Source organism: Flavobacterium johnsoniae, from assembly GCF_030388325.1.
In the GTDB taxonomy this organism is placed as follows: domain Bacteria; phylum Bacteroidota; class Bacteroidia; order Flavobacteriales; family Flavobacteriaceae; genus Flavobacterium; species Flavobacterium johnsoniae_C.
In genome coordinates, this window is record NZ_CP103794.1 from 1,264,934 (window position 1) to 1,288,435 (window position 23,502).

The 23,502-nt window shown below is 33.0% G+C and carries 20 protein-coding genes and 1 pseudogene; 5 read left to right on the forward strand and 16 right to left on the reverse strand.

Annotation, left to right across the window (positions count from 1 at the left end; genetic code table 11):
- Positions 1-360: 360 nt before the first annotated feature.
- The 3 genes from NYQ10_RS05630 to NYQ10_RS05640 form a co-directional block, all read right to left on the reverse strand.
- Positions 361-1,017 carry a hypothetical protein gene (locus NYQ10_RS05630; protein WP_008466087.1) on the reverse strand — a complete coding sequence of 219 codons (657 nt, stop codon included), beginning with the start codon at positions 1,015-1,017 and terminating at the stop codon, positions 361-363.
- A 120-nt stretch (positions 1,018-1,137) separates the two neighbouring features.
- Positions 1,138-1,509, reverse strand: a complete 372-nt coding sequence (locus tag NYQ10_RS05635) for a YraN family protein (protein ID WP_289879264.1) — start codon at positions 1,507-1,509, stop codon at positions 1,138-1,140.
- 161 nt (positions 1,510-1,670) lie between these two features.
- On the reverse strand, positions 1,671-2,570 hold the full coding sequence (locus tag NYQ10_RS05640) for a S66 peptidase family protein (protein ID WP_289879265.1): 900 nt from the start codon (positions 2,568-2,570) through the stop codon (positions 1,671-1,673).
- Between the two features lie 228 nt (positions 2,571-2,798).
- On the opposite strand from NYQ10_RS05640, the gene NYQ10_RS05645 reads away from it, so the two are divergent.
- From NYQ10_RS05645 to NYQ10_RS05655, 3 genes are all read left to right on the forward strand, one after another.
- On the forward strand, positions 2,799-3,893 hold the full coding sequence (locus tag NYQ10_RS05645; RefSeq protein WP_289879266.1) for an endonuclease/exonuclease/phosphatase family protein: 1,095 nt from the start codon (positions 2,799-2,801) through the stop codon (positions 3,891-3,893).
- Between the two features lie 110 nt (positions 3,894-4,003).
- Positions 4,004-4,543 (forward strand): 3-hydroxyanthranilate 3,4-dioxygenase, encoded by a 540-nt coding sequence (locus NYQ10_RS05650; protein WP_289879267.1) that lies wholly within the window; start codon positions 4,004-4,006, stop codon positions 4,541-4,543.
- A gap of 140 nt (positions 4,544-4,683) precedes the next feature.
- Entirely contained in the window at positions 4,684-4,995 is a 312-nt protein-coding gene (locus tag NYQ10_RS05655; protein ID WP_289879268.1) for a hypothetical protein, read from the forward strand.
- A gap of 340 nt (positions 4,996-5,335) precedes the next feature.
- On the opposite strand, the gene NYQ10_RS05660 is transcribed toward NYQ10_RS05655, so the two are convergent.
- Entirely contained in the window at positions 5,336-6,292 is a 957-nt protein-coding gene (locus NYQ10_RS05660; protein ID WP_289879269.1) for an MBL fold metallo-hydrolase, read from the reverse strand.
- A gap of 114 nt (positions 6,293-6,406) precedes the next feature.
- On the opposite strand from NYQ10_RS05660, the gene NYQ10_RS05665 reads away from it, so the two are divergent.
- Both NYQ10_RS05665 and amaB read left to right on the forward strand, forming a co-directional pair.
- Positions 6,407-7,033, forward strand: a complete 627-nt coding sequence (locus NYQ10_RS05665; protein ID WP_289879270.1) for a hypothetical protein — start codon at positions 6,407-6,409, stop codon at positions 7,031-7,033.
- Positions 7,034-7,099: 66 nt separating this feature from the next.
- A complete protein-coding gene (gene amaB, locus NYQ10_RS05670) occupies positions 7,100-8,653 on the forward strand; it encodes an L-piperidine-6-carboxylate dehydrogenase (RefSeq protein ID WP_289879271.1) in 1,554 nt (517 codons plus the stop codon).
- A gap of 64 nt (positions 8,654-8,717) precedes the next feature.
- Here the strand turns inward: amaB and NYQ10_RS05675 are convergent, their stop codons facing one another.
- The 12 genes and pseudogenes from NYQ10_RS05675 to NYQ10_RS05730 form a co-directional block, all read right to left on the reverse strand.
- The gene (locus NYQ10_RS05675) at positions 8,718-11,567 is read right to left on the reverse strand and encodes a T9SS type A sorting domain-containing protein (protein ID WP_289879272.1); all 2,850 of its coding nucleotides are present in this window, start codon (positions 11,565-11,567) and stop codon (positions 8,718-8,720) included.
- A 468-nt stretch (positions 11,568-12,035) separates the two neighbouring features.
- Complete coding sequence (locus NYQ10_RS05680) at positions 12,036-12,806, reverse strand: Bax inhibitor-1/YccA family protein (protein WP_289879273.1); 771 nt, start codon at positions 12,804-12,806, stop codon at positions 12,036-12,038.
- A gap of 162 nt (positions 12,807-12,968) precedes the next feature.
- Complete coding sequence (locus tag NYQ10_RS05685) at positions 12,969-14,360, reverse strand: NADH-quinone oxidoreductase subunit N (protein ID WP_289879274.1); 1,392 nt, start codon at positions 14,358-14,360, stop codon at positions 12,969-12,971.
- Between the two features lie 66 nt (positions 14,361-14,426).
- The gene (locus NYQ10_RS05690; protein ID WP_289879275.1) at positions 14,427-15,866 is read right to left on the reverse strand and encodes a complex I subunit 4 family protein; all 1,440 of its coding nucleotides are present in this window, start codon (positions 15,864-15,866) and stop codon (positions 14,427-14,429) included.
- A gap of 10 nt (positions 15,867-15,876) precedes the next feature.
- A complete protein-coding gene (gene nuoL, locus NYQ10_RS05695) occupies positions 15,877-17,760 on the reverse strand; it encodes an NADH-quinone oxidoreductase subunit L (RefSeq protein ID WP_289879276.1) in 1,884 nt (627 codons plus the stop codon).
- 6 nt (positions 17,761-17,766) lie between these two features.
- Positions 17,767-18,087 (reverse strand): NADH-quinone oxidoreductase subunit NuoK, encoded by a 321-nt coding sequence (gene nuoK / locus NYQ10_RS05700; RefSeq protein WP_008466103.1) that lies wholly within the window; start codon positions 18,085-18,087, stop codon positions 17,767-17,769.
- A complete protein-coding gene (locus NYQ10_RS05705; RefSeq protein WP_091490517.1) occupies positions 18,087-18,626 on the reverse strand; it encodes an NADH-quinone oxidoreductase subunit J family protein in 540 nt (179 codons plus the stop codon). The genes nuoK and NYQ10_RS05705 overlap by 1 nt, the downstream gene beginning before the upstream one ends.
- The gene (locus NYQ10_RS05710; protein WP_276175600.1) at positions 18,627-19,172 is read right to left on the reverse strand and encodes a NuoI/complex I 23 kDa subunit family protein; all 546 of its coding nucleotides are present in this window, start codon (positions 19,170-19,172) and stop codon (positions 18,627-18,629) included.
- A gap of 91 nt (positions 19,173-19,263) precedes the next feature.
- A pseudogene (gene nuoH / locus NYQ10_RS05715) lies at positions 19,264-20,306 on the reverse strand (NADH-quinone oxidoreductase subunit NuoH).
- A 3-nt stretch (positions 20,307-20,309) separates the two neighbouring features.
- Positions 20,310-21,338: a 2Fe-2S iron-sulfur cluster-binding protein gene (locus tag NYQ10_RS05720; protein ID WP_289879277.1), complete on the reverse strand. Its 1,029-nt coding sequence runs from the start codon at positions 21,336-21,338 to the stop codon at positions 20,310-20,312.
- A 171-nt stretch (positions 21,339-21,509) separates the two neighbouring features.
- Positions 21,510-22,880, reverse strand: a complete 1,371-nt coding sequence (gene nuoF, locus NYQ10_RS05725) for an NADH-quinone oxidoreductase subunit NuoF (protein ID WP_109191391.1) — start codon at positions 22,878-22,880, stop codon at positions 21,510-21,512.
- 1 nt (position 22,881) lies between these two features.
- The gene (locus NYQ10_RS05730; protein WP_289879278.1) at positions 22,882-23,412 is read right to left on the reverse strand and encodes a complex I 24 kDa subunit family protein; all 531 of its coding nucleotides are present in this window, start codon (positions 23,410-23,412) and stop codon (positions 22,882-22,884) included.
- Between the last annotated feature and the right edge of the window lie 90 nt (positions 23,413-23,502).

A 23,502-nucleotide genomic window follows, 5' to 3' on the forward strand; every position in this document is an offset into this window, starting at 1 on the left:
ATTCGCTTTATTTAATTCTAATGGTATTAAACTATCAAAATAGAGGTCTGGTGTCTGACTTCTTGGCAAATATATAAAAATATTATTCGCAACAAATCATATATAAAAAAACTTAATTCGGATTTTTTGTTAGTTTTTTAAATAAAACAGTTAAAAACGATGTCAAGTGGCTTTTATACAAGTAAGTGTTATTTTGACGCTTTAGCAAAATAAAAATTTATTTAGAATTTATCTTTTGAGAATATTCTTATGTGCGAAATATGAAATTAAGGTTTACGCTGAGTATATTCAAAAAAAATCCTTTTGTCTTCCTAAAAAGAACAAAAGGATTTCAATATATATATAACTCTGATTTTCGAATTAGTTTTTCAAATCTTTGATTACTTTAAAAGCAACATCAACTTGATCTTCTCCAACTAAAATGGTAAATTCATTTGAAGTCGAAATTACCTCATTGATGATAATTCCTTCCCAAGCCAAACGTTGGAAAATGAAGTAGTAAATACCAGGAACAACGATATTTTCTTTAGGTAATTTTACAGTAATTGAAGCTAAATTATCTAATTTCTGAATCAATTTCTCTCTCATAAAGTGTTTCTCAACTAAATGATTTACACTGCTGCTGACAACAATATTGGTTTCGTTTACACCACGAGATGAGGTATAAAAAATATCAGATAAAGCGTTAATATCAGAAATTAAATCGGCTTGTTTGTTCAGAACAGTTTCAGAAGCAGCAAATGTGTAATCTGTAAGCTCAGAACGAACGGTTATTTCGCCGATATTCTTAATTACTTTATTGATTTTGTGGTTTAATTTAAAATCTAGTTCTTCCGTTAGTCGTTTTAAAGACATTACAACAGCGCCCTGTTTTACTTCTTTTCCAAACTCACTTTCTAATTCGGTCATAATATTTCGCGAAAGTGAAGTTAGGTTGATAATTCCGAGCGAGAGGGCATTCAATAAAAATGGTTTTGTTTTAATGTAGTTTTCTACAATAGAAGACACAGTTTTCATAATTCTTTTTTTTTTTTTTTGTAATTCGGTTGGTTGTTAATTTAACATTGTGATGTTATAATTCTTTGCAAATATAAATAAAAAAACAAATTGTTACAATTATAACAATAAAAAATTATGTTAAAAGTGATAAAAAGCGTCGGTAAGATGTTCAATTGCAAATGATTCGCCGTTTTTATGGATGCCAATGATGTCAAAACGGATTTCTAAATCTTCTTGAAAATCCTTTTCCCTATCGTTTATGTAGGCATTTACTGCTTTTATAAGTAATTGAATCTTTTTTGGTTTCACAAAATCTTGCGGAGAACCAAAATCTAAACTCGAACGTGTCTTCACTTCTACAATTGCTAAAATTGGACCTTTTTGTGCAATTATATCTATTTCAGCTTTCTGAAATACATAATTTCGTTCTCGAATTTTATATCCATTTTCTTCAAGATGCGAAACGGCAAGATCTTCTCCAAGTTTTCCTAAATCGTTATGTTCTGCCATGGTGTTTTTTGTTTCAAGTTTCAGGTTTCAATTTGTGTGGTTTATGTTTTTTGCACGCAAAGACGCGAAGTTGCAAAGTTTTAAGTATACTTTGCGACTTCGCGTCTTTGCGAGATTTTAATATGTGGTATTTTAAGTTTCCTTAAAAAAGGATTGTAGTTTTATCTTTTAAAAGTAAGTGTACTTCCAGTAGCAGTAACTTCCATCGTAACGGTATTTCCCATAATTAAAGCTCTGTTATCTCTAATATGACCAGCTGGGAAATTAAAAATTACAGGAATATTGTATTTTTTAGTAACGTCATCGATAATCTCCAAAGCATTTTTGCCCCACGGAACTTCATTATCTTTCATGCTTGTCATGCCGCCTATAATAATTCCTTTTAGGTTTTCGATGCATCCATTTCGTTTCAAATTCATCATCATACGATCAATATGATACAGATATTCATCTAAATCTTCAATAAATAATATTTTGTCTTTGCAGTCAATTGCAGAAGGCGATCCTAATAAACTGTATAAAATCGATAAATTCCCTCCAACTAATTCTCCAGTTGCAGTTCCAAAACGATTCATTGGAGTTGGACTGATAGAATACGAAACTGGCTCTCCAAATAAACTTGCTTTTAAGGAACTAACAGCATCTGGCGTTGCTCTCGGAACGGTTACGGGCATGATTCCGTGAAGCGATTTGTAACCCATCGTATTTAAATGATTATGCAAAACCGTTACATCGCTAAATCCGATAACCCATTTTGGGTGTTGTTTGAATTTGGTAAAATCTAATAAATCTAACATTCTTACAGTTCCGTAACCGCCGCGAACACACCAAATGGCTTTAATATTAGGGTTGTCCATTTGTTTTTGAAAATCGGCTGCTCTTTGCTCATCGGTTCCTGCCAATTGATGATAATCTAATCCGATTGTTGATCCGACTACGGCTTCTAATCCCCAACTGTGCAATAAATCTATTGTTGGTTTTAAATTATCGTCGATATTTTTTCGAGCGGTTGCTAAAAGCGCAACGGTATCTCCTTTTTGTAAATAAGGTGGTGTTATCATGTTCTGTTGAGATTGACAAGTGAATGATTGTAAAGCAAAAATAAGAAATGCGACTTTATAAAAAATAAAGTGTTTTTTAAAGAAGAAACTGTTTTTCATTGTGATAGTTTTTTTGCTTTTTCATTTTGAATGAAAAACAAATATAGAAAATTTAGAACTTAAAAATATTAGATTTTTCCTACATATAAATAAAATGATTAATATTGAAACTTTTTAAAATGTAAATTTATGAAGTTTAATAGAATTTGTTTTTACATAATTATTATTGGAATATTTCAGGGTTATTCTCAATCCAAAAAATATAAAATACATACCATTGCTTTTTACAATTTTGAAAATTTGTACGATACTATAAATGATGAATTTACAAATGATGATGAATGGACTCCAAATGGAGCACAAAATTGGACGACGGAAAAATATCAGCAGAAATTAAAAAATCTGGCAAGAGTTATTTCTGAAATTGGAACACCTGAAAATTCAAATTCTCCAGTTTTAATTGGTGGAGCTGAAATAGAAAATCGTGGCGTTTTAGAAGATTTAATAAAAGAGCCAAAACTAAAAGAATTAGATTTTGGAATCATTCATTTTGATTCTCCAGATAAGCGCGGAATTGATGTTGCATTGCTGTATCAAAAAAAATATTTTAGACCAACTTCATTTTCTAATATTCCGCTCATTATTTACAAAAATAATATTCTAAAGAAAGAAGAAATTTTAGATGTAGAAAATGAAGAAATCGAAGTTAAAAAAGAAATCAAGAATCGTGTTTTTACGAGAGATCAGCTTTTGGTTTCGGGATTTTTAGAAGATGAAGAAATTCATATAATTGTCAATCACTGGCCGTCGAGATCTGGTGGCGAAAAAGCAACAAGTTTGTTTCGCGAAGCTGCCGGAAAATTAAACAGAAAAATTATTGATTCTTTGCAACAAATTAATCCGCAAGCTAAAGTTTTAACAATGGGAGATTTTAATGACGGGCCTTTAAATAACAGCATAAAATTAGGATTAGAAGCAAAAGGAAAAAAATCGGAGGTAAAAGAATTTGGCACTTTCAATCCGTTTGAAGAATTAGAAAATAAAGGATTGGGAACACTTGCTTATCGTGATTCGTGGAGTATTTTTGATCAAATTATAATGACCGAATCTTTTATTAAATCTGATTTTTCAACGTATCAATTTTGGAAAGCAGGTATTTTCAACAAACCTTATCTCATTCAAAATTCTGGAAAATATAAAGGTTATCCGCTACGAAATACACTTGCGGAAGCTGGTTTTAGTGATCATTTTCCAGTTTATATTTATTTGATAAAAGAACTTTAGTTAGTTTCAAGTCGCAGTCTCAGTTTTCAGTTACTAACTGAGACTGTAAACTGAGACTGTGACTAAAAACTTTTCACTAACTTAGCTTTTCAAAATTTAGAATTAGAAAAATGGCTATAGCAAAACCTTTCAACCTAACAAAATGGATCGACGAAAACCGTCATTTATTGAAACCACCAGTTGGAAATAAAAACTTATATGTTGATTCTGGAGATTATATTGTAATGATTGTGGCTGGTCCAAACGCACGAAAAGATTATCATTATAACGAAACAGAAGAGCTTTTTTATCAGTTAGAAGGAAGTATAAAAGTGGTGATTCAGGAAGACGGGGAGCGAAAAGAAATGGAATTAAATGCAGGCGATATGTATTTGCATCCAGCAAAAGTACCGCATTCTCCAGTTCGTTCTGAAGGTTCAATTGGATTAGTAATTGAAAGAAAACGTGCTGGACAAGGTTTTACAGACGGTTTACTTTGGCATTGCGATAATTGCAATCACAAACTTTACGAAGTGTATTTTGAACTTCATAATATAGAGGAAGATTTTCTTCCTCATTTCGAGCATTTTTACAATTCAGAAGAATTGAGAACTTGTGATAAATGCGGAACTGTTATGGAAAGTGATCCTAGGTTTGTGGCTAAGAAATAGTTTTAATTTAATCATAAATAATAACCCGACAAGTTTTTAAAAATCTGTCGGGTTTTTATATTTTGATAAGTTAAAAAAGATGTTTTGTTTCATTTTTGATATATATTTGTATCATATATTTTATAAAAAAAACAACAAATATGATACAGGAAATAATTGCATATAAAAATATTGTCGATAATATTGAAGATTTTATAAGCAAATCTCCTTTTAAAAAAAATTATATTATCGAAAAGATTGGAATTCCCAGTCCAACATTTTATCGAAAATTAAAAAGTCAGACTTTTACTCCTGATGAACTATTATCAATAGCAAAGATAATTTCGCCTGAGGAGAATTTTAGATTACACCTAAAGGCTGAAATTGAAAATGCTCAGCGTGAATATGACGAAGGTAATTTCATGACTCATGAAGAAATGTTACTTGACTTAAAGAGAAAAAGTATTATCTAAAAATACAAGAATTTTAAGGGTTTTTGACGATTATCATAAAATTCAATGAGGTGAATAAAATCCTGATTTACTTTATAATAAAGAGAAATATTTTTTGTGACTATTATTTCATTACACTCGAAGTCTCTTCTAAATTTTCCTAAATGAGGATTTATTTTAATTAGATTTATAATATGTAAAGTCTCATTAACAAACTTTTGTGCAATCTCAGTACTTCGAAATTGTATTAGATAATTTCTTGTTGCATGAAATGTGTAAGTAGCTCTAGTGGACCAAACAATTTCCATTATATAAAATTTATTTGGCTAAATTATAAAAATAAACTTACAAATCATTTGTTTTACAAACTAAACTTTTTACCCTGTTCAGGATAAATAATTTTCAATCCTAAATCGTTTTGATTCTTTAATTGCTCTTTAATTTTAGCAATATTTTTTGCAGGAGGTTTCAAATGTGTAATAATGATTTTGAAATTTCCCAAAGAACCTTTCCCGGCCAAATCTTCTAAAACATGAAGTTCTTTCATCAAATAATTTGGTGTCAAATGTCCAAACAGAAATTTATCTGGCTGTTCATTTGGGAATGAAACTTCAATAAAAATTCCTTTTAATTGTTTTGCTTTAACTAACGGCGCAATTGCTGTCCACAAATCTCGAAGATTATTGCTTTTTTCTATTTCGTCTGGTCCTGTATCGCCTAAATACAAAGCATAATTACTTTCACTTTTAACTAAAAAAGCAGTGCTCTCAAACGGATTAACATGACTCAGCGGAAAAGCTTTAACCGTCATTTTTGTATTTGAAATTGGAGTTTCTTCCAGTAGATTTAAAGTTTGAAAATGATATTTTTTTAAAGGAAAACCTGGACCTGCATCTCCAAAATTCGCCCAAGTTTGATCGTTGAAATAATGATTTTCCATCATTTTCATACATTTATTTGTTGCGTAAACAGTCTTCGAAGAATCAGCAGGAGAATTAATAATCAAACCCGAAACATGGTCTAAATGCGCATGAGAAATTAAATATCCTTTTATGTATTTTTTTAATACTTCACTAGTCGAAACTTTAAACGTTTTCTTTTCAATTGCTTTTTCAATTCCAGCATTTATTGTTCCAGCATCCAAAGAGATAAAATCATTTGTGTTTGAAGGTGCCAATAAATAGGCAGAAAGATTCTTTTCGTCAATTCCGCCTTTCACTCCCAAAGGAACTACTTGAAAAGATGCTTTTTCTTTTTGAGAAAAGGCATTTGTAGAAATTAAAAGAAAGCAAAGTAGAAGTCTGCTGAAGATAGTCATAACATGGAAAATTTATTGCTGCAAATTTCATGAATAAAAGAGAAACAAAGCAATTAGTTTTGGAAAAATCATGTGAATTAATCCTAAATTTACATTTAATTACAAATATAAATCATGATTAGAAAAATACTTTTTATACTGTTTCTGATTTTAATAAGTTCAAAAGCATATTGTTGCGATTGCTCGGAAAAACCCTCAATAGCGAAAAATTGGGAAGAGGCTAATCAAGTTTTTATTGGGAAAGTAATTAAGGTTGACAGTTTGTTATATTCTGAGTATGGACAGAAGATGTATTCTTATACAATTAGAATATCCAAAACATATAAAGATGAGATTTTTAAAGAAAACTACTTTCGGACAATTTTAGGCGTTAGTATGGGGTCTTGTGATTATTATTTCGAACAAGGAAAAGAGTATTTGATTTATGCGAAAAGAGATTATAATGCTTTAGGTTGTTCCATATGTTCAAGAACCGATTTTTTGCAAAATGTTGGAAAAAAGGAGTTAGAAGCATTAGATGATTTATATAAAAAATCTCAAAAAAATAGAAATGAGATAAAAATAATTAAACTTCATAATAGCATTGAATATCAAATTGATTTAATCAAAAATTCATTTGAAGAAAAATTAAAAAGAAAAGATCTTGCTATTTATATTTTATCAGCGTTGAGCTTTATTATGTTAGTAATCATTCTGATAATTCTTTTTAGAAAAAGAAGAGTTTTTAATGGCGATAATTAATTAAAATTCAATTCGAAACAATATCTTTACAATAAAAATATAACAATTTTAACTAAAAAAGTTACAATGACAACAATAGCATCGCAATTTGGAATGACGGAAGCTCTTGAAAAATTGGGCATCAAGACGATAAATGAAGGAACGTCAACAGGAATAAATAATTTTTCTTCTGGTGAAATTTTAGAAAGTTATTCGCCAGTTGATGGCAAATTAATTGCTTCGGTAAAAATGTCAACAAAGGCTGATTACGAAAAAGCAATTCAAACCGCAGCAGAAGCTTTCAAGACTTTTAGATTAATTCCTGCTCCACAGCGTGGTGAAATTGTGCGTCAGTTTGGAGAAAAATTGAGACAAAACAAAGAAGCACTCGGAAAATTGGTTTCTTATGAAATGGGTAAATCATTACAGGAAGGATACGGAGAAGTTCAGGAAATGATTGATATCTGTGATTTTGCGGTTGGTTTATCACGCCAATTACACGGTTTAACGATGCATTCTGAAAGACCTGGACACCGTATGTATGAACAATACCATCCGTTAGGAATTGTCGGAATTATTTCGGCATTTAATTTTCCAGTTGCGGTTTGGTCTTGGAATACGGCGTTAGCTTGGATTTCTGGTGATGTTTGTGTTTGGAAACCTTCTGAAAAAACACCTCTTTGCGGAATTGCTTGTCAAAACATAATTGCTCAGGTTATTAAAGAAAATAATCTTCCAGAAGGAATTTCATGTTTAATAAATGGAGATTATAAAATAGGTGAATTAATGACTACCGATACTCGTATTCCGCTTATTTCGGCAACAGGTTCAACTCGTATGGGAAAAATCGTCGCACAAGCAGTTGCAGGAAGACTTGGTAAATCACTTTTAGAACTTGGCGGAAACAATGCTATTATTGTAACTCCAGATGCTGATATAAAAATGACGGTTATTGGAGCTGTTTTTGGAGCTGTAGGGACGGCAGGTCAAAGATGTACTTCGACACGAAGATTAATTATTCACGAAAGCATTTATGATAAAGTGAAAGATGCTTTAGTAGCTGCATATAAACAATTACGAATCGGAAATCCGCTTGACGAAAATAATCACGTAGGTCCGCTAATTGATACTCATGCTGTTGAAATGTATGCAGCGGCTTTGAATAAGGTTGTTGCCAACGGTGGAAAAATTTTGGTTGAAGGAGGAGTACTTTCAGGAGAAGGTTATGAAAGCGGTTGTTACGTAAAACCAGCAATTGCAGAAGCCGAAAATTCGTTTGAAATTGTTCAACATGAAACCTTTGCTCCAGTTTTATATTTGCTCAAATATTCTGGAGAAGTTGATAATGCAATTGAAATTCAAAATGGGGTTGCGCAAGGTTTATCTTCTGCAATTATGACGAATAATCTACGAGAAGCAGAACGATTTTTGTCTGTAACAGGTTCTGACTGTGGAATTGCAAACGTAAATATCGGGACTTCTGGTGCTGAAATCGGCGGCGCTTTTGGCGGAGAAAAAGAAACTGGCGGCGGTCGCGAATCGGGTTCTGATGCTTGGAAAATTTATATGAGACGCCAGACGAATACAATCAATTATACAACAAATCTTCCTTTAGCACAGGGAATTAAATTTGATCTGTAAATTAGAAATTATACAAAAGAAAAAGGCTTCCTAATTAGGAAGCCTTTTTAAATTAAGTTAGTTTTTATTTTTTAATAAGTGTTTGGTTGAATGATCCGTCAACAGTATAAATTTTGGCTAAATAAGTTCCCGGAATCAAACTGCTAGTGTCGATATTTTCAGATTTTTCAGAAGTAACTACTAAATTTCCAGAAATATTATAAATCAGTATTTTTTCAACTTTCTGATTTGTATCTGATAAATATAAAGTATTTGAGACAGGATTTGGATACAATATAATTTTTGCATTTTCAGCCGTGATTGACTCTGAAACTGGTGCAACTTTTAAAGTTCCTCCTCCATAAACTGTACTGATATAAAATAAATTTGCAACAGAACCTTTAGTTATACTATGAGAACCAGCAGCGATTGACGCAGTTACAATTCCAGAAGATGCTGTATACGAAACATTGTCTACTTTAATTGTTCCTGTAAAATTGGAGTCAAAAACTAAAGTTAATGTTGAGGAATTTGTAGTCGTATAATTTATAGTTGTACTTGATTCAATTTTCAAACGTTCCGTTAATGTTAATCCGTTATAAGTTACAGAACCAGGTGTAGAATTCATATTTCCTGTGATAGAGTAGAAGGTACTCGTTTTGCCTGAAGCAGTAAAATTGTGAATTTCATTTCCTGAGCCTGAACCAGTTGTTACTGTTATAGTTCCTGATGCTGTTGCTGGTGAACCTGCACTTCCTGAAGTCGTTATAGAATAAGAAACATTTGCCGTTGGCGTACCAGAAATTGTAATAGTTTTTGATGTTGAATTTTTCGCAAAAGTTAATCCAGAAGCTGGTAATCCAGTAACGGTTGCGTCAGTCGCATTTCCGCCCCAAGTAAATACAATAGAAGCAATTGCGGTTCCAGAAGATACAGTTTGATTATTATTTCCTGTAGAAGTTAAAGTTTGGTTTCCTGCAGCCGTGACTGTTACAGTTCCTGAACCAGTGGCAGGGGAACCACTAGTTCCAGAAGTTGCAATCGAGTACGAAACGGTTGCCGTTGGTGTACCCGAAATTGTTATGGTTTTAGCTGTCGAATTTTTTACAAAAGTCAATCCAGAAGCTGGTAATCCTGTTACTGTTGCGTCCGTTGCGTCTCCTCCCCAAGTAAACACAATTGAAGTAATTGCAGTACCGCTAACAACCGTTTGATTATTGTTTGAAGAAGAAGTTAACGTAAGAGTTTGAGTTCCCGCTGGCGGATTTCCTTCACCTTGTACAGCAACTAAAGTTCCCGTATAATTGGTAAGTGCCGATTTTAATGCTGTAATAACTAGTGAAGAAGTGTCGTCAGTTGCGTTGTTAAAAGTCCATTGTAAATCTCCTCCAGAAACACGTCCAGCATATTGCATTGTTTTGGTTTTAGCTGTAGCAGGCTGATCGATTGTCAAATTTTTTACATATAAAGCAGCATCAGTATCGAAGTTGTTATAAGTATTGGCACCCGATTTAGATTTTACTGAAGTACTTACAACTTCTCCTCTTGTAGTCGCAAGATAAGCATCGAAATCTGTTGTAGAACTAATTTTTCCAGATATATTGTATAATGGGTTTGGATCATTGTAAGCTACAAAACGCATATTATTTGTTGCGTTCGAGGCGTCAAACGTATTATTAAATGCTTTAATGCTTCCTCCAGCTTCACCAGAAAAAGTTCCCATTGTTCCTGCATTATTTACTTGATTGGTTTCGTCCCAAATATCAGAACCTTGAAGAGAAGTCAACATTGGATGTTTACTATTTCTAAAATAATTTCCTTCTACAAAAAGAGAAGAACCCATTGTAGAACCTGCTCCGTATTTAGAAACACCGTCATAATAATTATTGTAAATATGTGCCGAATAATAACGTACACGCGGATGACGAGAATCAGAATGATCAAACCAGTTGTGATGGTAAGTGATATACAATCCAGATGTTGTTCCTTCGCTTAAACCCAATAAACTTGCTTTTCCATTGTCCCAAAAGTGATTATAAGAAAGTGTAATATACGTCGATGTCTTATTGTCTAAAGCACCATCGCCTTTTATCTGGTCAGCATCACTTCCTGCATTTCCGTAGAATAGATCACAATTGTGAACCCAAATATGGTCGTTATCTTGTTGCATTCCAACGTTGTCACCTGCGGTACTGTCACAATTCATGAATCCGATATTGTTTACTTCAATGTTTGAAGCCGATTTTAAGCGAACGCCCCAGCCATTTGCAACAGCATCATTTCCAATGCCTTCAAAAGTTACATAACTTGATGCATTGTTAGAGTTTTCAATAACAACATCGCCACCTTCCATAACTGTCATATCGGTTATATTTCCAATTAAGCGAATAATAAACGGTCGCGTATCTTTTCCTTTTTTGATTGCATAAAGAATATTTTGCAAACCAATACAAGGATTTGAACTTGCCCCAGTTATATTCATAGAAATCGTGTTTTTTGTATTTTGCGTAATGTAAAGTATTACGGCATTATCCTTTGGGGTTCCATCAGCTTTATAACCTCCAGGAATACGGCCGCCTTCAAATGCAAAGCCATTTCTATCGTGAGCAGATACCGTTAGAGTTCCTGTCGTAGCACCAGTTCCTTCTATGCCATTTACAACTGGTTTTACTTTCACTGTGTAAGATCCCGCTTTAAGCCCAGGAATGTCCGCTCGGAAATACGAACCGTAATTTCTGATAAGCTGATCGTCTATTTTCTTATCTGTAAATGCGTTGCCGGTATAATAGACGTTGTAAGTTTGAGCTCCACTGACAGGTTGCCATTTTACAAATGCAGTTTCTAACCAGCCCGAGGCTTCATTAATTTGAATAGTTTGCGCCCATAGCTGTACGGTCATGAGAAAGACCGCTACGAAAAGTAGGTTTTTTTTCATAAGTGTTTGTTTAAGATAGTTAATAGTAAGTAAGTGGTTTTACTTTCAACTACAAGTGGTTTAATTGTAATCGATTACACAAAATTATATATTAATTTTTAATAATGTAATTTTTGTGTAAAAATTTAAATTATAATTTATTTTAATGGTTTATTAATTGATTAAAATGTAATAAATTGCATGAATTGTAATTTATTGCATAATCATAGAGAAGTGTTAAAAGCTTTTGTGTTCTAGCTTTTAATAATTTCGTAATGAAATTTAAAAAGTATAATGAAAATGTAAATTATTTTAATTACATAAGTTACATTTTATTTTTTTGTAAGAAATGTATTTATTATTGTTTTTAAAGAACAGATTATTCTTAAAAGTTTTTGCCGTTTTACTTAATGAAGAAGTAAGTTGCATTAATAAAAAAAGCCTTTTTGATTTTATTCAAAAAGGCTTAAATATATTATGTTGATTTTTTTAATCTCTGCTAGCAAATTTAGATAGTAATCTTAAAAATTCGATGTATAGCCAAACTAATGTTACCATTAATCCCATTGCGCCATACCATTCCATAAATTTTGGCATTCTTTCTCTTGCACCTTTTTCAATTAAATCAAAATCTAAGAAAAGGTTAAGTGCAGCAATAATAATTACAAAAATACTGATACCTATGCTCATCAATGAGTTTCCATGATGAACAGGGGTAAAGCTTGTAAACATTGATACAATCCACGAAATCAAATAATACGTTGCAATTGCCAATGTAGCAGCAACAACTACCGATTTAAATTGCTCTGTAACTTTAACGATTTTGAATTTGTATAAACCAAGACAAACCAAGAAAGTAACAAGAGTTGCACCAACAGCATTAATTACAATGCCTGGAAATTTTAATTCAAAAATGGCAGAAATTCCTCCAATAAATAAACCTTCAAATAAAGCATATCCTGGTGCTAAATAAGGTGAAGCCTGGGGTTTAAAAGCGGAAACAATAACAAGAATGAAAGCAACTATTGCACCTCCAATAGTTGGTAGAATTGGGTTTATTTCATTGAATGCCATCCACCATGTTACCATAGCGGCACCGCATAAAATTAGAAATAAAATAGCTGTTTTGTTAATTGTTCCAGATACCGTCATTTCTTGATTGTAATCAATAATCTGGGCTTGGTGTACTTCAGTTCTAGGTTCAGCATTTGATGAAAAACGCTTACTGTTTAAGAATGGGTTTTTTGAATTAAAGTTCATAATGTAATACATTTAATTGAACCCAAATATATGGAGATTTTTTGAAGTGCAATTCTGAGAAAGAATTTTTTAACATGAATTTCTCTTCTTTATTTATCATAAAAAAAATCCACCAAAATTAATTTGATGGATTTTTATATTTTATGATGATTTACTTTTTCCTTATTGCAATAAATCTAAAACTAATGAAGGAAATAAACCTAAAGCTATATTTAAAACAATTGATACAACCGCAGCAGCATAAATAAGGAATGGTCTTCCCGTTCTTTCTTGATTTGGTTCTTTAGAATACATCGCGATGATTAGTTTGAAATAATAACCAACACTTATGATAGAATTGATTACAGCAACAATCACTAAACCAATATATCCTGCTTGAATCGTTTGATTGAATAAGAATAATTTAGCAAAAAATCCAGAGAAAATCGGAATTCCAGCCATTGATAATAAAGAGGCTGTAAGAATTGCAGCCAATAACGGATTTGTTTTTCCTAATCCGTGGAAGTTGGTAATGTCTTCGTTATCTTGATCTCTGCATACATATAAAATAACGCTGAAAGCAGCAATTCCAGACAATGCATAAGCTGTTGTGTAGTACAATAAAACTCCTGCCGATGCAGAAACAGTTAACAAAGTCATTAACATGAAACCTGCGTGAGAAATTCCAGAGAAAGCAAGCATACGTTTTACATTTACTTGTCTTAATGCCATGATATTACCAACGCACATTGATGCAATAGAAATAATAACCACAATGACTTCAAACGTATGTAAAAGGTCTTGATTTTCTAAAGAAGAAATAACATTCATACCAGCAATCAGCTTAAATAAAGTTGCAATTGCCACTACTTTTGCTAATGTACTCATCAAAGCAGTTGTTAGAGCTGGAGAGCCTTCGTAAACATCTGGAGCCCAGAAATGAAAAGGAACTGCAGCAACTTTAAATAACATTCCAATAATCATTAAAATTAATCCAATAGGAAACCAGATTGGTAATTCTGCTGATAAAGCACTTTCGTGAATTTCGCTGATATCAAAAGTTCCCATTGCACCATAAATCAAGCAGATTCCGAATAAGATAATTCCTGATGCAAAAGATCCCATCAAGAAATATTTCATACCTGCTTCGTTACTTTTTATGTTCAAACGATCACTTGCAGCTAAAACATATAATGCAATAGATAAGATTTCAATTCCTAAAAAGAACATTGCTAAGTTTCCGAAAGAAACCATAGCTACAGCTCCAGCCAATAAAAATACTTTTATGGCAACGAAATCTGAAATTTTTGTTGGGTGATTTTGATAAAAATTATGGCTTAATGCTACAAGGAAAATTGTCAAAACGATAAACAATGACGAAAAAGCTGTAGAAAACTTTGATACTGCTATCATGTTATTGTAATAACTTTGTTCAGCTCCAAACTCACAGAAATTAAGTGCCAATACCCCTAGTAAACCCAAAATGGTAATAGGAATGATGGCCTTTCTTAAATTAAGAATTTCAAACAATAGGCAGAAAATACCCAATCCTGTTATAGCTATTAATGTATTCATTTTTGTCTTTTTGATTTAGGATTTCAATTTTTAAATGTAATCCTAATTTATTTTTTGTTTAAAATATTAGTTCTTATTGATAACTTGTAAAATGTTTTCCAAGCTTGGTGTAATCAAATCTGTAATTGGTTTTGGATAAAATCCGAAAAACAATAAAACAGCAATAATTACAGCAAATGAAATTCCTTCGTTTAAAGAAACATCTGCAAAAGCTTTAGAATTGGTTTCTCCTAACATTACATGTTGGAACATTCTTAACATATAGTAAGCTCCTAAAATAATAGTAGTTCCACCAAGAATAGCAAACCAGATATTAATTTGAGATAAACTATACAATACTGTAAATTCTCCAACAAAGTTAAATGTACTTGGTAAAGCAACAGAAGCTAATACTAAGATTAAAAACATTGAAGTAAATTTTGGAGATTGTGTACGAATACCGCCCATTTCTGAAATTTCTCTAGTTTCAAATCTTCTGAAAATTACTTCAGCTGCAAAGAATAATCCCACGACAACAAATCCGTGAGCAATCATTTGCATAACAGCTCCTCTTAAACCATCAAGAGTTAATGTATAAGAACCTGCAGCGATTAATCCAACGTGCGCAAGAGAAGAATAAGCTAATAATTTTTTAAGATCTTTTTGTCTCAATGCAACGATTGATCCGTAGATAACTCCAGCAATTCCTAAAGCGATAAAAATATTCATATATTCTTTTGCAGCTAAAGGTGCAATTGGCAACTGCCAACGAAGTACACTGTATAATCCCATTTTTAGCATGATACCAGATAAAAGCATTGTTCCAACAGTTGGTGCTTTTTGGTACACATTTGCCTGCCATGTATGGAAAGGAATAATTGGAATTTTAATAGCATAAGCTAAAAAGAATGCTAAGAAAATCCATAATTGTTCGCAAGCCGATAAATTTAATTTGTATAAATCTTCAATTAAGAAAGAACCTGCTTTTGTATATAAATAAATAAAGGCAGTTAACATGAATAACGAACCAGCAAGTGTATAAATAAAGAATTTAACTACTGCTTTTCTGCGTTCTTCAGCATCGCCGTTACCCCAGATTAAAGCGATAAAGTAAATCGGAATAAGGGCTAACTCCCAGAAAATGTAATATAATAAACCATCAGCAGCTAAGAAAGTTCCTGTCATAGCAAAAGCCATAAACAAGATTAATCCGTAAAAAGCTTTGGCATTTTTGTATTCATTTCCAAAAGAAGAAAATATGATAATCGGAGTTAAAGCTGCAGTTAATAAAACCATTGCAAGCCCAAGTCCGTCTGCATTTAAAGCAAAAGAAATTTTTGGCTGTGTAATCCAGCTGTTGATTACGCTGATATTTTCGCCAGCATTATAATTATTCAATAATACAATTGAACATCCTAAAGCAGCTAAGCTAAAAAGCAAAGCAACTTTCGAAGCTAGTTTGTCACCAGAAAAATAAGTGGCAAATGCACCAATTAAAAGTATAATTAATATAGTAGAAACGTTCATAGTAATAATATTATTGAGCTAAAAATATATAGGAAACAATTGCACAAAGTCCTAAAACAAAAACAAATAGATATAATCCTATACTTCCGGTTTGTAATTTTTTTCCTTGAAAAGCAATTTCGTTTGCTATTTTACCTAATCCAAATACAAGAGCAGATAATCCTGTTTCGATATAATCTCTAAAAAATTTAGATAGACTATTAACAGGCGCTACAAATACAGCATCGTAAATTTCGTCTACATAATATTTGTTGTATAACACTTTGCTTAAACCAGTAATGTTTTCATCAGTTTCTGGAACATTATCTTGTTTGAAGTATTTTACGTAAGCAATTAAAATTCCAAGTAATCCGCCTAAAACTGCAACACCCATTAAAGTATATTCTGTTGTACCTAAATGGTGTTCTTCTCCTGCTACTTTTGTGAAAAGAGGAGCAAGGTATTCATTTAACCAGCTGTTTCCAGGTAAACTAATCAATCCGCCAAAAGTTGCCAAAATAGCTAAGATGATAAGTGGAATAGTAATTAACGAACCACTTTCGTGTAAATGATGTTTTTGCTCTTCAGTTCCTCTAAATTCTTTGAAGAAAGTTAAGAACATTAAACGGAACATATAAAAAGCTGTCATGATTGAAGCAACTGATCCAACAACGTATAATGGAATACTGTGGTGGAATGCTGTCAATAAAATTTCGTCTTTTGAGAAGAATCCAGAGAAGAATGGAACTCCAGAAATTGCTAATGAAGAAATTAGCATTGTCCAGAATGTGATTGGCATTGCTTTACGCAAACCTCCCATGTTACGCATATCTTGTTCTCCATGTAATCCATGAATTACAGATCCAGATCCTAAGAATAAACAAGCTTTAAAGAAAGCGTGAGTGATTACGTGAAAAACCGCTACTTCATAAGCTCCAAATCCTAATGCTAAAAACATTAAACCTAATTGAGAAACTGTAGAGTAAGCCAATACTTTTTTGATATCGTTTTGAACTAAACCAATTGTAGCCGCAACTAATGAAGTGATTGCTCCAATAATTGCAATTACAGATTGAACATCAGTTGCAAGATCAAAAACAAAGTTTAATCTAGTTACCATAAAGATACCAGCAGTTACCATCGTAGCCGCGTGGATCAAAGCAGAAACTGGAGTTGGTCCAGCCATCGCATCAGGTAACCAAGTGTATAACGGAATTTGAGCAGATTTACCACAAGCTCCAATGAATAAACATAAAGCTGCTAAAGAAAGTAATGGTAAATTTAAGTTAGTAGCTCCAGCAATTGCAGTTTTTAAAGTTGCATAATCTAATGTAGAAAACATCGAACCGATGATGAACATTCCGATTAATAAACCTAAATCTCCAATTCTGTTCATGATGAAAGCTTTTTTTGCAGCATCATTATAGTCTTGGTTTTTATGCCAGAATCCGATCAATAGGTAAGAACAAAGTCCAACACCTTCCCATCCGATGAAAAGAACTAATAAGTTGCTTCCAATTACAAGCGTAATCATAAAGAAAACGAACAAATTCAAGTAAGAGAAGAATTTGTGCATGTTTTCGTCATCATGCATGTAACTAATAGAGTATAAGTGAATCAAGTATCCAATTCCTGTTACAAAAAGTAACCAAAGAACTGATAATTGATCTAATAAAAATCCAAGGTTGATTTTTAAGTTGCTAATTTGAATCCAATCAAATAAGGTAACCTCAATTCCTTTTCCGGTTGAAGTTATTTGATTAAAAAGTAAAAGAGAAACTACAAAAGAAATTGCTACGGCAATAGTTCCGATTGCACCAGAAACTGTTTTGCCTAAGCTTTTTCCAAAAAAGACATTTACTAGAAAACCTAGTAAAGGAGTTAAAACTAAAATTAAAGCTAAATTGGTATCCATTTCTGATTATCCTTTTAAATTTTTTAAATTATCGATACTAATTGATCCGATATTTCTAAAGATAGAAACTAAAATGGCCAATCCTACCGCAACTTCGGCTGCAGCAACCGCCATCGAGAAAAACACAAAAACTTGTCCTTGTGCATCTTGATGATAAGTTGAAAAAGCAACAAATAAAAGGTTCACCGCATTCAACATAATTTCGATAGACATGAAAACGATAATAGCATTTCGTCTGTACAATACACCAAAAATACCAATACAGAAAAGTACAACACTTAAAAATATGTAGTTTTCAATACCTATTTGATTTAATATATTACCCATTATTTATTTAATTTTTCTTTTTTAGACAATAGAACTGTTCCAATCATAGCAACTAAAAGTAAAACAGAAGCAAATTCGAACGGAACCATATATTCATCTAATAAAATTTTACCTAAAACTTTAATAGATTGGAAATCTTCTCCTGTAGAATCGTATTCACCAACAATTGGTTTCGAGTTAATGAAGATTGTGATTAAAACAATCAAGATCAAGCAGAAAGATACAATAGCTCCTAAACGTGTAATTCTAGGGCGATGAACTTCTCGCTGTTCGTTTAAGTTCATCAACATGATCGTAAACAGGAACAGAATCATAATAGCTCCAGAGTAGACTATTATATGTACGACTGCTAAAAACTGAGAATTTAATAGTAAATAATGACCAGCAATCGAGAAGAAACAAATTACTAAGTAAATCGCTGAGTGAATTGGGTTTCTGCTGAAAATAGTTAAGAAAGCTGTAATAACAGTAATAAACGCTAAAAAGCAAAAGATAACTTGTACAGTTGTTGCGTGTGCAAAATCAGGAATATGTATCATTTAGTTAGCGTTTTTAAGTTGAGCATTTTTCATGGCCATTTCTAAAGGCATTACTAATTTGTCTTTCCCGAAAATGAAATCTTCCCTTTCGTAACTAGCAGGAACTAATACTTTAGAAGTAGTTAAGTAAATAGCGTCTTTTGGACAAGCTTCTTCACATAAACCGCAGAAAATACAACGAAGCATATTGATTTCGTAGATTTCAGCATATTTCTCTTCTCTATATAAGTGTTTTTCATCAGGCTTGCGTTCAGCAGCTTTCATAGTGATTGCTTCTGCTGGGCATGATAAAGCACATAATCCGCAAGCAGTACAGTTTTCACGACCTTGTTCATCACGTTTCAACATATGCTGACCACGATAAACTGGACTCATTTCACGAACCTGCTCAGGATAATGAATGGTAACTTTTTTTCTGAAAAGGTGTTTTACGGTAATAAATAAACCTTTCACAATCGCCACAAGATACAATCGCTCAATAAAAGTCATGTCCTTATTTGACACCACTTTTTTTCTACCCGATAATGATATAGTTTCTATTGACATTTTTACTATTATAGTTTATGATTCAAATTTTGATGATTCAAATTCAAATCTATTTTGTTTTTATTTGATGCTTATTACGGTTCTTAGAATCCTAAGAAAGCGCAATATCGTGTCTTAATATTACAATTCCAGTAATCATGATATTAACAATCGAAAGCGGAATTAAAATTCTCCAACCTAAGTTCATTAATTGGTCATATCTAAATCTAGGAATTGTCCAACGAACCCACATGTAGAAAAATATGAAGAAACATATTTTTGCAAAAAGAGCGCAATACCTAATAAGTTAGCTGTATTTACACCAACATTTTCTACCATCCATTGCATTCCTGGATAGTTGTATCCACCAAAGAATAAAACAGAAATAATAGTAGAAGAGATAAACATACTCGCATATTCAGCAAATAAATAGAATCCCATTTTCATTGATGAATATTCTGTATGATAACCTCCAATTAATTCGTTTTCACATTCTGCTAAATCGAAAGGTGTTCTGTTTGTTTCTGCAAAAGAGCAGATTAAGAAAATTAAAAATGATAAAGGCTGATAGAAAACATTCCAGTTCATTCCTTGTTGCTGTAATGAGATTTCTTTCAAACTCATTGTTCCAGTCATCATTAATAAAGCAATCATCGATAATCCCATAGCAACTTCATAAGAAACCATTTGAGATGCAGCACGAATAGCTCCCATTAATGAGAATTTATTGTTAGAAGCCCATCCACCAATCATGATGCCATAAACTCCAACAGAGAGAACACCAAAAATGTATAATAAAGCAATATTTACATCTGTTGCCTGAAGAATAATGTCTCTTCCGAAAAGATGCAAACGATCTCCCCACGGAATTACAGCACTAGTCATCAAAGCCGTACTCATTGCAATTGCAGGACCTACGAAAAATAAAATTCTATTAGGAGTGTTAGGTTCAAATTCTTCTTTAGAGAATAATTTCATACCGTCTGCAAGTGGCTGTAGTAAACCTCCCCAACCTGCGCGGTTTGGACCAACTCGATCCTGAAGAAAAGCAGCGACTTTACGCTCAGCCCATGTAGAGTACATTGCCATAATCATGGTTACCGCAAAAACGACAACAATAACAACACTTTTTTCTATAATAAATGCACTTTCCATTTCTTATTTTTTATCGTTTGTATTTAATGGAATTGATGCCATACTAATTTTTTTACGGTCGATATCTCTACCTAAAAGAATATTCTTTTCGGTATCGATTTCAACTTTCTCTAATTTCTGAGTATAGTTATTTTGATTGATAACAGAATCTTTTTCAAATTCTCTTGGTCCTTCAATAACCCAGTCATTAACATCTTTATGGTCAAAACGACAGCTGTTGCAGATGAATTCTTCTACTTCATGGTACTCGTCTTTACGACCAGTTACACGCTGAATTTCTCCACCAAACATCCAAACCGTAGTTTTACCGCAGCATCCTGGAGTAGTACATTTTCTGTGTGCATTGTAAGGTTTATTAAACCAAACTCTTGATTTAAAACGAAAAGTTTTATCTGTTAAAGCTCCAACCGGACAAACATCAATCATGTTTCCAGAGAACTCATTGTCGATTGCTTTAGAAATTCCAGTAGAAATATTAGCGTGATCTCCACGATCTAATACTCCGTGAACTCTGTTGTCTGTCAATTGATCTGCAACTTGTACACATCTTTGGCATAAGATACAACGGTTCATATGCAGTTGAATATTTGGACCAATATTTTCTGGTTCAAACGTTCTTTTTTCTTCAATATAACGTGATTTAGGATTTCCGTGTTCAAAACTTAAATTTTGAAGATCACATTCTCCCGCCTGATCACAAATTGGACAATCTAATGGGTGGTTGATTAATAAAAATTCTGTTACAGATTTACGTGCTTCGGTAACTCTGGCAGAAGATTTACTGTTTACTTCCATTCCGTCCATACATCCTGTTACACAAGATGCCATAAGTTTTGGCATTGGTCTTGGATCAGCTTCACTACCTTTAGAAACTTCAACTAAACAACAACGGCATTTTCCGCCACTGCCTTTTAATTTTGAGTAATAGCACATGGCTGGCGGTACCAAATCTCCACCAATCATACGTGCAGCCTGCAGGATCGTTGTTCCTGGCTCTACGTCTATACTTTGACCGTCTATGGTTACTTTCATCTCTTTATTTTGTTTTTTTAGTTTCAGGTTTCAGGTTTCACGTTTTCACTTGAAACTAAAAAAACTTGAAACTTTAAACTATTTTAAACTTTTTTGTTGAAAGTCGGAATATTGAAAAGAATTGCTGTCCTTTTTAACATTATGAACTTTATAACTTTCTGCTTTTTATTTTTATACGATTACTTTACCGCCTACTAAATGCTTTACTTGTGAAAAAGGTTCAGCAACAAAGTGATCTCTATTTTTGATTTTTTCTGGGAAACGAACGTGATATTCGAACTCGTCTCTAAAGTGGCGAATCGCTGCTGCTACTGGCCAAGAAGCCGCGTCACCAAGTGGACAAATTGTGTTTCCTTCAATTTTACTTTGAATGCTCCACAATAATTCGATATCTTCTTCACGGCCTTGACCGTTTTCGATTCTCCATAAGATTTTTTCTAACCATCCTGTTCCTTCACGGCAAGGTGTGCATTGTCCGCAAGATTCGTGGTGGTAAAAACGGGCAAAGTTCCAAGTGTTTCTTACTACACAAGCTGTATCGTTATAAACAATAAATCCTCCAGAACCTAACATGGATCCAGTAGCAAAACCACCATCACTTAAAGATTCATAAGTCATTAAACGATCTTCGCCATTTGCTGTTTTGAAAATTAATTCAGCTGGTAAAATTGGCACAGAAGAACCTCCAGGCACAAATGCTTTCAAAGGTCTGCTTGAAGACATTCCTCCCAAATATTCATCAGAATTCATGAATTCGTCTACACTTAAACCTAATTCAATTTCGTAAACTCCAGGATTTTTGATGTGCCCAGAAGCAGAAATTAATTTTGTTCCAGTAGAACGACCAATACCAATTTTTGCATAATCATCACCAGAATTGTTTACAATCCAAGGCACAGTTGCAATTGTTTCAACATTGTTTACCACAGTTGGATTTGCCCAAAGACCAGAAACTGCTGGGAAAGGTGGTTTAATACGAGGATTTCCTCTTTTACCTTCCAAAGACTCGATCAATGCAGTTTCTTCTCCACAGATATATGCTCCGGCTCCACAGTGTACGTGAAGTTCAAGATCATAACCTGATCCTAATATATTTTTTCCTAACCAGCCCGCAGCTTTAGCCTCGGCGATTGCTCTTTCTAAAATTTTGAAAACCCACATATATTCTCCACGGATGTAGATATACGATAGGTTAGCGCCCAAAGCGTAGCTAGAAGTAATCATTCCCTCGATCAATAAGTGAGGAATATATTCCATCAAGAATCTATCTTTGAATGTTCCAGGCTCAGATTCATCGGCGTTACACACTAAGTGTCTTGGTCTTCCTGATTTTTTGTCAATAAAGCTCCATTTCATTCCAGCAGGGAAACCAGCTCCACCTCGACCACGTAATCCTGATTTTTTTACTTCTTCAGTAACTTCATCTGGAGTAAGTGTTTTTAAAGCTTTTTCTACAGAAGCGTAACCTCCATTTTGGCGATAAACTTCGTAGGTTTTAATTCCAGGAATATTGATTTTATCTAATAATATTTTTTGTGACATCTTATTTATCGTGTAATATTATTTTATCGTCTTTACAATCAGCGATTAACTGATCGATTTTTTCTTCTGTCAGTTTTTCTTTGTAGAAATCACCTAACTGCATCATTGGAGCATATCCGCAAGCACCTAAACATTCTACACCAGCAATGGTAAACATTCCGTCTGGAGTTGTTTCTCCCATTTTAATGCCTAATTTTTCAGAAGTATAATCCATTAAATTTTCGGCACCGTTTAAACAACAACAAGAAGTCTGGCAAAATTCAAACATATACTTACCAATTGGCTTTTGGTTGAACATTGTATAGAAAGTAACCACTTCATAAACCTCAATTGGTTTGATCTGAAGAATCTCGGCAACTTTATCTTGCAATTCAATACTAAGCCAGTTGTTATGTGCATCCTGAACTTCGTGCAAAACAGGCAATAAAGCCGATTTTTGTTTGCCCTCAGGATAATGACTGATCAATTCATTGATGCGGTTCATCAATGCCTCGGTCATGTTTATTTCTTGTTTGTAATGTTTTCTTTCCATTTTATTCTTGTTTTGCCACAAGGGCGCAAAGGCACAAATTTTTTAATCTAAATTCTTCCAGATAGCCATCGGGACTAAAATCTAAATTTT

Excerpts from the sequence above, each read along its gene's own strand:
- NYQ10_RS05655 (WP_289879268.1), top strand. The coding sequence starts at position 4,684 with ATGATACAGGAAATAATTGCATATAAAAATATTGTCGATAATATTGAA.
- amaB (WP_289879271.1), top strand. The coding sequence starts at position 7,100 with ATGACAACAATAGCATCGCAATTTGGAATGACGGAAGCTCTTGAAAAA.
- NYQ10_RS05680 (WP_289879273.1), bottom strand. The coding sequence starts at position 12,806 with ATGAACTTTAATTCAAAAAACCCATTCTTAAACAGTAAGCGTTTTTCA.
- NYQ10_RS05710 (WP_276175600.1), bottom strand. The coding sequence starts at position 19,172 with ATGTCAATAGAAACTATATCATTATCGGGTAGAAAAAAAGTGGTGTCA.
- nuoL (WP_289879276.1), bottom strand. The coding sequence starts at position 17,760 with ATGGATACCAATTTAGCTTTAATTTTAGTTTTAACTCCTTTACTAGGT.
- NYQ10_RS05650 (WP_289879267.1), top strand. The coding sequence starts at position 4,004 with ATGGCTATAGCAAAACCTTTCAACCTAACAAAATGGATCGACGAAAAC.
- NYQ10_RS05665 (WP_289879270.1), top strand. The coding sequence starts at position 6,407 with ATGATTAGAAAAATACTTTTTATACTGTTTCTGATTTTAATAAGTTCA.
- NYQ10_RS05660 (WP_289879269.1), bottom strand. The coding sequence starts at position 6,292 with ATGACTATCTTCAGCAGACTTCTACTTTGCTTTCTTTTAATTTCTACA.
- NYQ10_RS05720 (WP_289879277.1), bottom strand. The coding sequence starts at position 21,338 with ATGAAAGTAACCATAGACGGTCAAAGTATAGACGTAGAGCCAGGAACA.
- NYQ10_RS05685 (WP_289879274.1), bottom strand. The coding sequence starts at position 14,360 with ATGAATACATTAATAGCTATAACAGGATTGGGTATTTTCTGCCTATTG.
- NYQ10_RS05630 (WP_008466087.1), bottom strand. The coding sequence starts at position 1,017 with ATGAAAACTGTGTCTTCTATTGTAGAAAACTACATTAAAACAAAACCA.
- NYQ10_RS05705 (WP_091490517.1), bottom strand. The coding sequence starts at position 18,626 with ATGATACATATTCCTGATTTTGCACACGCAACAACTGTACAAGTTATC.
- NYQ10_RS05690 (WP_289879275.1), bottom strand. The coding sequence starts at position 15,866 with ATGAACGTTTCTACTATATTAATTATACTTTTAATTGGTGCATTTGCC.
- NYQ10_RS05640 (WP_289879265.1), bottom strand. The coding sequence starts at position 2,570 with ATGATAACACCACCTTATTTACAAAAAGGAGATACCGTTGCGCTTTTA.
- NYQ10_RS05635 (WP_289879264.1), bottom strand. The coding sequence starts at position 1,509 with ATGGCAGAACATAACGATTTAGGAAAACTTGGAGAAGATCTTGCCGTT.
- NYQ10_RS05675 (WP_289879272.1), bottom strand. The coding sequence starts at position 11,567 with ATGAAAAAAAACCTACTTTTCGTAGCGGTCTTTCTCATGACCGTACAG.
- nuoK (WP_008466103.1), bottom strand. The coding sequence starts at position 18,087 with ATGGGTAATATATTAAATCAAATAGGTATTGAAAACTACATATTTTTA.
- NYQ10_RS05645 (WP_289879266.1), top strand. The coding sequence starts at position 2,799 with ATGAAGTTTAATAGAATTTGTTTTTACATAATTATTATTGGAATATTT.
- NYQ10_RS05730 (WP_289879278.1), bottom strand. The coding sequence starts at position 23,412 with ATGGAAAGAAAACATTACAAACAAGAAATAAACATGACCGAGGCATTG.
- nuoF (WP_109191391.1), bottom strand. The coding sequence starts at position 22,880 with ATGTCACAAAAAATATTATTAGATAAAATCAATATTCCTGGAATTAAA.